General features: G+C 67.3%; 6 protein-coding genes and 1 riboswitch. All 6 genes read left to right on the top strand.

Features of this window, described 5'->3' with window-relative positions; genetic code table 11:
• The first annotated feature begins 16 nt into the window (after nucleotides 1-16).
• The 6 genes from AC0KTM_RS14245 to AC0KTM_RS14220 all read left to right on the top strand — a co-directional run bounded on the left by AC0KTM_RS14245 (nucleotide 17) and on the right by AC0KTM_RS14220 (nucleotide 8,271).
• Nucleotides 17-586 carry a carboxymuconolactone decarboxylase family protein gene (locus AC0KTM_RS14245; RefSeq protein WP_225327582.1) on the top strand — a complete coding sequence of 190 codons (570 nt, stop codon included), beginning with the start codon at nucleotides 17-19 and terminating at the stop codon, nucleotides 584-586.
• 75 nt (nucleotides 587-661) lie between these two features.
• Complete coding sequence (locus tag AC0KTM_RS14240) at nucleotides 662-1,786, top strand: NAD(P)H-dependent flavin oxidoreductase (RefSeq protein ID WP_472415907.1); 1,125 nt, start codon at nucleotides 662-664, stop codon at nucleotides 1,784-1,786.
• Nucleotides 1,787-1,866: 80 nt separating this feature from the next.
• A riboswitch (M-box (ykoK) riboswitch) is annotated at nucleotides 1,867-2,050 on the top strand.
• Between the two features lie 287 nt (nucleotides 2,051-2,337).
• Nucleotides 2,338-2,580 carry an Rv1535 family protein gene (locus tag AC0KTM_RS14235; protein WP_225327584.1) on the top strand — a complete coding sequence of 81 codons (243 nt, stop codon included), beginning with the start codon at nucleotides 2,338-2,340 and terminating at the stop codon, nucleotides 2,578-2,580.
• A 277-nt stretch (nucleotides 2,581-2,857) separates the two neighbouring features.
• A complete protein-coding gene (ileS, locus tag AC0KTM_RS14230; protein ID WP_472415905.1) occupies nucleotides 2,858-5,974 on the top strand; it encodes an isoleucine--tRNA ligase in 3,117 nt (1,038 codons plus the stop codon).
• Between the two features lie 94 nt (nucleotides 5,975-6,068).
• Nucleotides 6,069-7,334: an IS30 family transposase gene (locus AC0KTM_RS14225; protein WP_238956496.1), complete on the top strand. Its 1,266-nt coding sequence runs from the start codon at nucleotides 6,069-6,071 to the stop codon at nucleotides 7,332-7,334.
• Between the two features lie 70 nt (nucleotides 7,335-7,404).
• Nucleotides 7,405-8,271, top strand: coding sequence for a DUF559 domain-containing protein (locus tag AC0KTM_RS14220; RefSeq protein WP_472415903.1), 867 nt, complete (start codon nucleotides 7,405-7,407; stop codon nucleotides 8,269-8,271).
• Nucleotides 8,272-8,384 lie beyond the last annotated feature (113 nt).

The following is an 8,384-nucleotide window of genomic DNA, read 5'->3' as shown; positions in this document are numbered from 1 at the left end:
GAGGAGTGCTCATCCGATGACAACAGCGCGCCTGCCCAAACTGCCACTGGACGAAGCCAAAGCCGCCGCCGACGAAGCGGCCGTCCCCAATTACATGGCCGAACTGAGCATCTTCCAAGTGCTGCTCAACCATCCGCCGCTGGCGCGCGCCATCAACGACCTCCTCGCCACCATGCTCTGGCACGGCGCCCTCGACGCGCGGCTGCGCGAGCTGGTGATCATGAGGATCGGCTGGCTGACCGCCTGCGACTACGAATGGACGCAGCACTGGCGCGTCGCGTCCCGGCTCGGCGTCCCGGGCGACGACCTGCTCGGCGTGCGAGAGTGGCGGAACCACTCGGGGTTTGGGCCCACCGAGCGGGCCGTGCTGGCGGCCACCGACGACGTGGTGCGCGACGGCGCGGTCAGCGCCGCGAGCTGGGCGGCATGCGAGCGCGAATTCAACGGCGACACAACGGTTCTCGTCGAACTGGTCACGGTCATCGGCGCGTGGCGCATGGTCTCGTCCATCCTGCAGAGCCTCGAGGTGCCGCTGGAGGAGGGTGTGTCGAGCTGGCCTCCGGACGGCCGCCCGCCCGGGTCGTAGGGCCGCAGTCCCGGCGTGAATTGCTCAGGGCCGTAAGCGATTGACTTATCAAGGGAGAACTCTTAGCGTCGGGCAATGAGAACCAGGGTCGCCGAGATGCTCGGTGTCGAATTCCCGATCTGCGCCTTCAGCCATTGCCGCGACGTGGTGGCCGCGGTGACCAATGCGGGAGGGTTCGGCGTCCTGGGTGCCACCGCGCACAGCCCGGCGCGGCTGCGCAGCGAGCTGACGTGGATCGAGGAGCAGACCGGCGGCAAGCCCTACGGGGTCGACCTGCTGCTGCCACCAAAGTACGTCGGCGCCGAGCAGGGCGGGATCGACGCCGCCCAGACCCGGACCCTCCTGCCCGACGAGCACCGCGCGTTCGTCGACGACCTGCTGGCCCGCTACGGCGTGACGGCGCCCGCCGGGGAAGCCCGCGCGTCCGCGGGCGGTTTGAACATCTCGCCCAAGAGCTACCAGCCGCTGCTCGACGTGGCCTTCGCGCACAACATCCGGCTGATCGCCAGCGCGCTCGGCCCGCCCCCGGCGGACCTCGTCGAACGCGCCCACGACCAGGACGTGCTGGTGGCCGCGTTGGCCGGCACCACCCGCCACGCGCAGCGGCACGCCGCCGCCGGCGTCGACCTGATCGTCGCGCAGGGCACCGAGGCCGGCGGCCACACCGGCGAGGTGGCGACCATGGTGCTGGTGCCGGAGGTCGTCGACGCCGTCGCGCCGGTGCCCGTGCTCGCCGCCGGCGGGATCGCCCGCGGCCGCCAGATTGCGGCGGCGCTGGCTTTGGGCGCCGAGGGCGTGTGGTGCGGGTCGGTCTGGCTGACCACCGAGGAGGCCGAGACGGTGCCCGTGGTCAAGGAGAAGTTCCTGGCCGCCACGTCCTCGGACACGGTGCGGTCGCGCTCGATGACCGGCAAGCCGGCGCGGATGCTGCGCACCGCCTGGACCGAGGAGTGGGACCGCCCGGAGAACCCGGACCCGCTGGGCATGCCGTTGCAGACCGCGCTGATCACCGAGCCGCAGGTGCGCATCAACTCCGCGGCCGCCCACGACGGCGCCAAGGCGCGTGAGCTGGCGACTTACTTCGTCGGGCAGGTGGTGGGCTCGCTCGATCGGGTCCGCCCGACGCGCTCGGTGGTACTCGACATGGTCGACGAGTTCATCGACACGATCGGCCGGCTCGACGGCCTGGTCGAGAAGTGACCCGGCCGGTCGGTAACGAATCGCGGACACGCTATCCAGGGATTTGACCGCGTCAGACCGCTCGTGCATTATCGGTCGGGTAAGCACCTCGTTAGGTGAGGCGTCTACACGAATACAGGCCACTGACCCCGAACGTCGAAAGACGCCCCGGGTCAGGACAGCTCCTCCCGGCTTAAGGGTTGAGCCCAGGTGGCTTCCGGTTTGGATTGTTTTCCAGCCAGGACACGTCGTGTGGTGCCGAAGCTCTGACGAGAGGGGTGCGGATCTCCGGCGGTCGTCGGATTCTGCTCCTTTTGCTGCGCCTAGATCGCATGCGACCCCGCATGCGTCGCGACCGCGAGGAGGTGAGGGACACATGAGTTCTAGCGATAGTCCGGATCGAAGTCCGAACCCTGTTTCGTCCCGATCCGTTCTCCGGCGCGACCTTCTCGGCTGAGTCGTCGCACACGCTAAGTGCTTATCCGCCAAGCGTTCTGAGATCGGAACCGACCCGGGACGGGACACGTCAGTCCTTTTTGGTCCCCGTTGGCATTCTCCTCTAGGAGTCGATCATGACCGCAGCTCTCTACGACGAAGTCGTCACCGTCGCGCCCGCCCGCACCCTGACGGTGGTTCCCGACGTCACCGAAATCCAGGTTCCCGAGCCCGTGGAAGAGCCGCGCCGCAGCGATTACCCGCTCTTCGGCCCGGGCGGCGACCCGCTGGTCAACGGGGCCTGCCGGTTGCTGAGCATTCCGCTGCGGCACGTGTACGCGGCGCTGTGGCGGGTGGGTGTGCTCGAGGTTCGGGCCTGACAGTCCGACCGCGAGACTGTAATTGCCGACGGGTTCACTCGGCGTTTGCGTCGGCAGTTGCAGTCTCGCGATAAGATTTACTGGCGTCGATCCGGCCATCACCGGGGAGCCTTCGGAAGAACAGCCGACCGGCTCAGTAGAACCGAACGGGCAGGCCCGTCACAGCCTTTTCAATGAGCGGCCGCGCGAAAGCGCGGCAAGCGGGGTGGTACCGCGGCGCTCGCGCAGCCAGCGCGTCGTCGTCCCCAGGCCTGGAGACTGGCACAGGAGACGACGTTTGACCGAGCACACATACCCGAAGCCGGCCGGCGGGGCGCCCGACTTCCCGGCCCTCGAGCTCGAGGTGCTGGACTACTGGGCCCGCGACGACACCTTCCGCGCCAGCATCGCCCGCCGCGACGGCGCCGAAGAATATGTGTTCTACGACGGGCCGCCGTTCGCCAACGGCCTGCCGCATTACGGGCACCTGCTCACCGGTTACGTCAAGGACATCGTCCCGCGATACCGCACCATGAGCGGCTACAAGGTGGAGCGCCGGTTCGGCTGGGACACCCACGGCCTGCCGGCCGAACTCGAGGTCGAGCGCCAGTTGGGCATCACCGACAAGTCCCAGATCGATGACATGGGCATCGCCGCCTTCAACGACGCCTGCCGCGCCTCGGTGCTGCGCTACACCGACGAGTGGCGGGCCTACGTCACCCGCCAGGCGCGCTGGGTCGATTTCGACAACGACTACAAGACGCTGGACCTGCCGTATATGGAGTCGGTGATCTGGGCGTTCAAACAGCTCTGGGACAAAGGCCTGGCCTACGAGGGCTACCGGGTGTTGCCCTATTGCTGGCGCGACGAAACCCCACTGTCCAACCACGAATTGCGGATGGACGACGACGTCTACCAGAGCCGGCAGGACCCCGCGCTCACCGTCGGCTTCCGGGTGGTGGGCGGCGACCTGGACGGGGCTTTCTTGTTGGTCTGGACGACCACGCCGTGGACCCTGCCGTCCAACCTCGCCGTCGCGGTCAATCCCGACGTGACCTACGTCGAGGTGCGTTCCGAGGGCAGGCGTTTCGTGCTGGCCGAGGCGCGGCTGGCCGCCTACGCGAAGGAGCTCGGCGAAGAGCCCGAGGTGCTCGGCACCTACCGGGGTGCGCACCTGCTGGGCACGCGGTACCTGCCGCCGTTCCCGTATTTCTCTGACACCCCCAACGCATTTCAGGTCCTGCCGGGCGAGTTCGTCACCACCGAGGACGGCACCGGCATCGTGCACATGGCGCCGGCCTACGGCGAGGACGACATGGTCGTGGCGGACGCCGCCGGCATCGCCGCGGTCACCCCGGTCGATTCCAAGGGGCGTTTCGACGCCACCGTCCCGGATTACCAGGGGCAGCACGTCTTTGACGCCAACCCGCACATCATCCGCGACCTGAAGAACGGCAGCGGTCCCACCGCGGCCAACGGGGCGGTGCTGCTGCGCCACGAAACCTACGAGCACCCCTACCCGCACTGCTGGCGGTGCCGCAATCCGCTGATCTACCGGGCGGTGTCGTCGTGGTTCGTCGCCGTCACCGAATTCCGCGACCGCATGGTGGAACTCAACCAGCAGATCACCTGGTACCCCGAGCATGTCAAGGACGGCCAGTTCGGCAAGTGGCTGCAGGGCGCCCGCGACTGGTCGATCTCGCGAAACCGTTACTGGGGCACCCCGATTCCGGTGTGGAAGTCCGACGATCCCGCCTACCCTCGCATCGACGTGTACGGCAGCCTCGACGAGCTGGAGCGCGACTTCGGGGTGCGGCCCACCAACCTGCACCGGCCCTTCATCGACGAGCTGACCCGGCCCAATCCCGACGACCCGACCGGGCGTTCGATGATGCGGCGTATCCCGGACGTGCTCGACGTGTGGTTCGACTCCGGGTCGATGCCCTACGCCCAGGTGCACTACCCGTTCGAGAACTCCGACTGGTTCGACACCCACTATCCCGGCGACTTCATCGTCGAGTACATCGGCCAGACCCGCGGCTGGTTCTACACGTTGCACGTGCTGGCCACCGCGCTGTTCGACCGGCCCTCCTTCAAAACCTGTGTGGCCCACGGCATCGTGCTGGGCTCCGACGGCCAGAAGATGAGCAAGTCGCTGCGCAACTATCCCGACGTGTCCGAGGTGTTCGACCGCGACGGCTCCGACGCCATGCGCTGGTTCCTGATGGCCTCGCCGATCCTGCGCGGCGGCAACCTCATCGTCACCGAGCAAGCCATCCGCGAGGGCGTGCGCCAGGTGCTGCTGCCGTTGTGGAACGCCTACAGCTTCCTCGCGCTCTACGCGCCGAAAGTCGGTACCTGGCGCACCGATTCGACCCAGGTGCTGGACCGCTACATCCTGGCCAAGCTCGCCGAACTGCGCGACGACCTGACCCGCGAGATGGACCGCTGTGACATCTCGCGGGCCTGCGAGCAGCTGCGCCAATTCACCGAGGCGTTGACGAACTGGTATGTGCGACGGTCGCGTTCGCGGTTCTGGACCGAGGACGTTGACGCCATCGACACCCTGCACACCGTGCTGGAGGTGACGGCGCGGCTGGCCGCGCCGCTGCTACCCTCGGTGACCGAGGTCGTCTGGCGCGGCCTGACTGCTGAGCGGTCGGTGCACCTGACCGACTGGCCGCAGGCGGGGGAGGTGCCCGCCGACCCGGACCTGGTCGCCGCGATGGATCAGGTTCGCGACGTGTGCTCGGCCGCCTCCTCCTTGCGCAAGGCCAAGAAGCTGCGGGTGCGGTTGCCGCTTCCGAAACTGACTGTGGCCGTGGAGAACCCGCATCGTTTGGAGCCGTTCGCCGACCTGATCGCCGACGAGCTCAACGTCAAGAGCGTCGAGCTGACCGACGCGATCGACACCTACGGCCGGTTCGAGCTCACCGTCAACGCGCGGGTGGCCGGGCCGCGGCTGGGCAAGGACGTGCAGGCCGCGATCAAGGCGGTCAAGGCGGGGGAGGGCGTCGTCAACGACGACGGCACCCTGACCGCCGGCCCCTCGGTGTTGCAGCCCGGCGAATACAGCTCGCGGCTGGTCGCCGCCGACCCGGAATTCACCGCGGCCCTGCCCGACGGCGCGGGCCTGGTGGTGCTGGACGGCACCGTCACACCGGAACTCGAAGCCGAGGGCTGGGCCAAGGATCGGATCCGCGAATTGCAGGAACTGCGCAAGTCGACGGGCTTGGATGTCTCCGATCGCATCAGCGTGGTGATGTCGGTGCCCGCCGAGCGCGCCGACTGGGCGCAGGCGCACCGCGACCTCATCGCGGGGGAGATACTCGCCACGAGTTTTGAGTTTGCCGAGTCGGCACCGGACGCCGTCGCTATCGGCGACGGCGTGCGGGTGAGCATCGCCAAGGCGTGACCCTTTTGGCCCGCGAAACTGTATTCCACGACGCGTTTCGCGACTTGATTTCAAGGGATGGATGCAACACATCTTCTGAGTGAGGAGTGTTGCGATGGCCAATGGGACGTTGCGGTCGCGGGTTCCGGTGTTTTGGGAATGTGTTCGGCGGGGCCTTGATCCGGGCTCGGCGGGCGTGGCCGTCGGCGTGTCGCAAGGCACGGGTCGGCAGTGGTTCCGTGAGGCTGGCGGGGTGAAACCCCGTTTCAGGACACCGAATATCTGCGGTCCCCGGCCGCGGTTGAGCTTGCAGGAACGCATCGAGATCCAGGCCGGTGTGCATGCCCAGGAATCTTTGCGCTCGATCGGGCGCCGGTTGGGCCGGCCAGCATCGACGATTAAGCGTGAGATCGACAGCAACTGCGAGTTGCGTAACCGCCATACGGGCTGCAAATCGGGGTATCGGCGCAAAGAGGCGTTCGGGGCCCGCCAAAGCGGCAAGACCGCGAGCGTGCGCTATCTGGCCGTGTCGGCGCATGACCGTGCCGCTGATCGGGCGCGGCGCCCCAAGACCCGCAAGCTCGCGATCAATGACAGGCTGCACGCCGAAGTGCAGACTCGGTTAAAACAGTTGCATAGCCCAACTCAGATAGCCGCGCGGCTGCGCCGCGACTTCCCTGATGATCCGGAGATGCGGGTGTCCCACGAGGCCATTTACCAGGCCATTTACGTTCAGGGCCGCGGCTCGTTGCGCCGCGAGCTGCATCGGTGCCTGCGGACCAAACGCGCGGTGCGCCGATCCCAGCACCAGCCCGGGGCCCGCCGCCACGGACGTATCCCCGACATGGTCAATATCAGCCAACGCCCACCCGAGGTCGCCGACCGTGCCGTCCCCGGTCACTGGGAAGGCGACCTGATCCTGGGCAGCACCAAATCGGGGTCCGCGATTGGCACTCTGGTTGAGCGCACCACCCGTTTTGTCATGCTCTTGCACCTGCCCGATGACCACGGCGCCCTGGCGGTGCAAAACGCCATCGTGGCCAAAATGGCCGAGTTGCCCGACCATCTACGCCGCTCGTTGACCTGGGACCAGGGCAAGGAGTTGACCAACCACCTCGCCATCGCTGACGCCACTGACTTGGATATCTACTTCTGCGATCCACACTCGCCGTGGCAACGCGGTAGCAACGAGAACACCAATGGGCTTTTGCGCCAATACTTTCCGAAAGGCACCGACCTATCGGTCTATGGCGCCGGCTACCTGGACTACGTCGCCGCCGAACTCAACGGACGACCACGCCAAACCCTGGACTGGAATACACCCGCCGAAGCCCTCAACGAACTATTGTCCAAACCACCCACCGTTGCATCCACCGCGTGAAACCGCCCGAGAAGAGGTGTCGGTAGTTGCAGTCTCGCGGCGTGTCAGGGGGCCGTGGCAGCCTCCGCCCATGGGCGAGGGGCAACTGTTTGTGGGCACAGAGGCGCTGAGCGCGGGCGCGTTGACGGAACGTGAGCTCCGACGCTCCTGCACCCGCGTCTACCGCAATGTGTACCAACGCCGCGGCAGCGAACTGACCGCCCGCGATCGCGCGATCGCGGCGTGGCTATGGTCGGGGAAAGACGCCGTCGTGGCCGGCAACTCCGCGGCAGCGCTGCTCGGCGCCGAGTGGATCGATGCCCATGCGCCCGCCGAATTGGTGTGCGATCGCACGCGTCCCCCGTTGTTGATCACTACTCGTAACGACGTGCTGCGGCCAGAGGAGGTGACCGCGGTCGACGGCGTGCCCGTCACGTCGCCCGCCCGTACCGCGTTCGACCTTGGTCGTCGATCCGCGGGGTTGACGGTCGCGGTGATCCGAATGGATGCCCTGGCTCGCGCCACGGGTGTTGCCGCCAAGGACGTGTACCCCCTGCTGAAGACTCACCGCGGCGCTCGCGGCATGAAGCAGCTGCGCCGAGCACTGCCGCTCATCGATGCCGGTGCCGAATCTCCACAAGAGACCAGGACAAGACTCGTGCTGATGCACGGGGGCTTGCCGAGGCCGCAGACGCAGATCATCGTGCGCAACGTCTGGGGTGCGGTGCTGGCCAGGATCGACATGGGTTGGGAGGAGTGGCTCGTCGGGGTGGAATACGACGGCCCGCAGCACTGGACGGATCCGCGCATCCGCGCCAATGACATCGAGCGCACCGCCGAATTGGAGCGACGGGGATGGCGCCTGGTCCGCGTCGGCGCCGACTTGCTACGCCACCGGCCCGACGTCGTGGTGGACCGGGCCCGGACCGCCCTGCTTGCCGCCGGCTGCCGCTTGTGACCGCGAGACTGTAGCTGGCGACGCGTTTCTCGAGAAGACCCGTCGCTAAGTACAGTCTCGCGGCTCGCTCTGCCTTGGCCTCGCGGCCTCTTGCGGGCCCTAGCATCTGCAGG

The organism is Mycobacterium sp. NTMscope_Eco_3 (assembly GCF_976985685.1).
The sequence above is the reverse complement of the archived record's forward strand: the minus strand, read 5'-3'. Positions and strand labels throughout refer to the sequence as shown.

Bases quoted from the DNA above. Each gene is read 5' to 3' on its own strand.
- AC0KTM_RS14245 (WP_225327582.1), top strand. From the start codon at position 17: ATGACAACAGCGCGCCTGCCCAAACTGCCACTGGACGAAGCCAAAGCC.
- AC0KTM_RS14240 (WP_472415907.1), top strand. From the start codon at position 662: ATGAGAACCAGGGTCGCCGAGATGCTCGGTGTCGAATTCCCGATCTGC.
- AC0KTM_RS14235 (WP_225327584.1), top strand. From the start codon at position 2,338: ATGACCGCAGCTCTCTACGACGAAGTCGTCACCGTCGCGCCCGCCCGC.
- AC0KTM_RS14225 (WP_238956496.1), top strand. From the start codon at position 6,069: ATGGCCAATGGGACGTTGCGGTCGCGGGTTCCGGTGTTTTGGGAATGT.
- AC0KTM_RS14220 (WP_472415903.1), top strand. From the start codon at position 7,405: ATGGGCGAGGGGCAACTGTTTGTGGGCACAGAGGCGCTGAGCGCGGGC.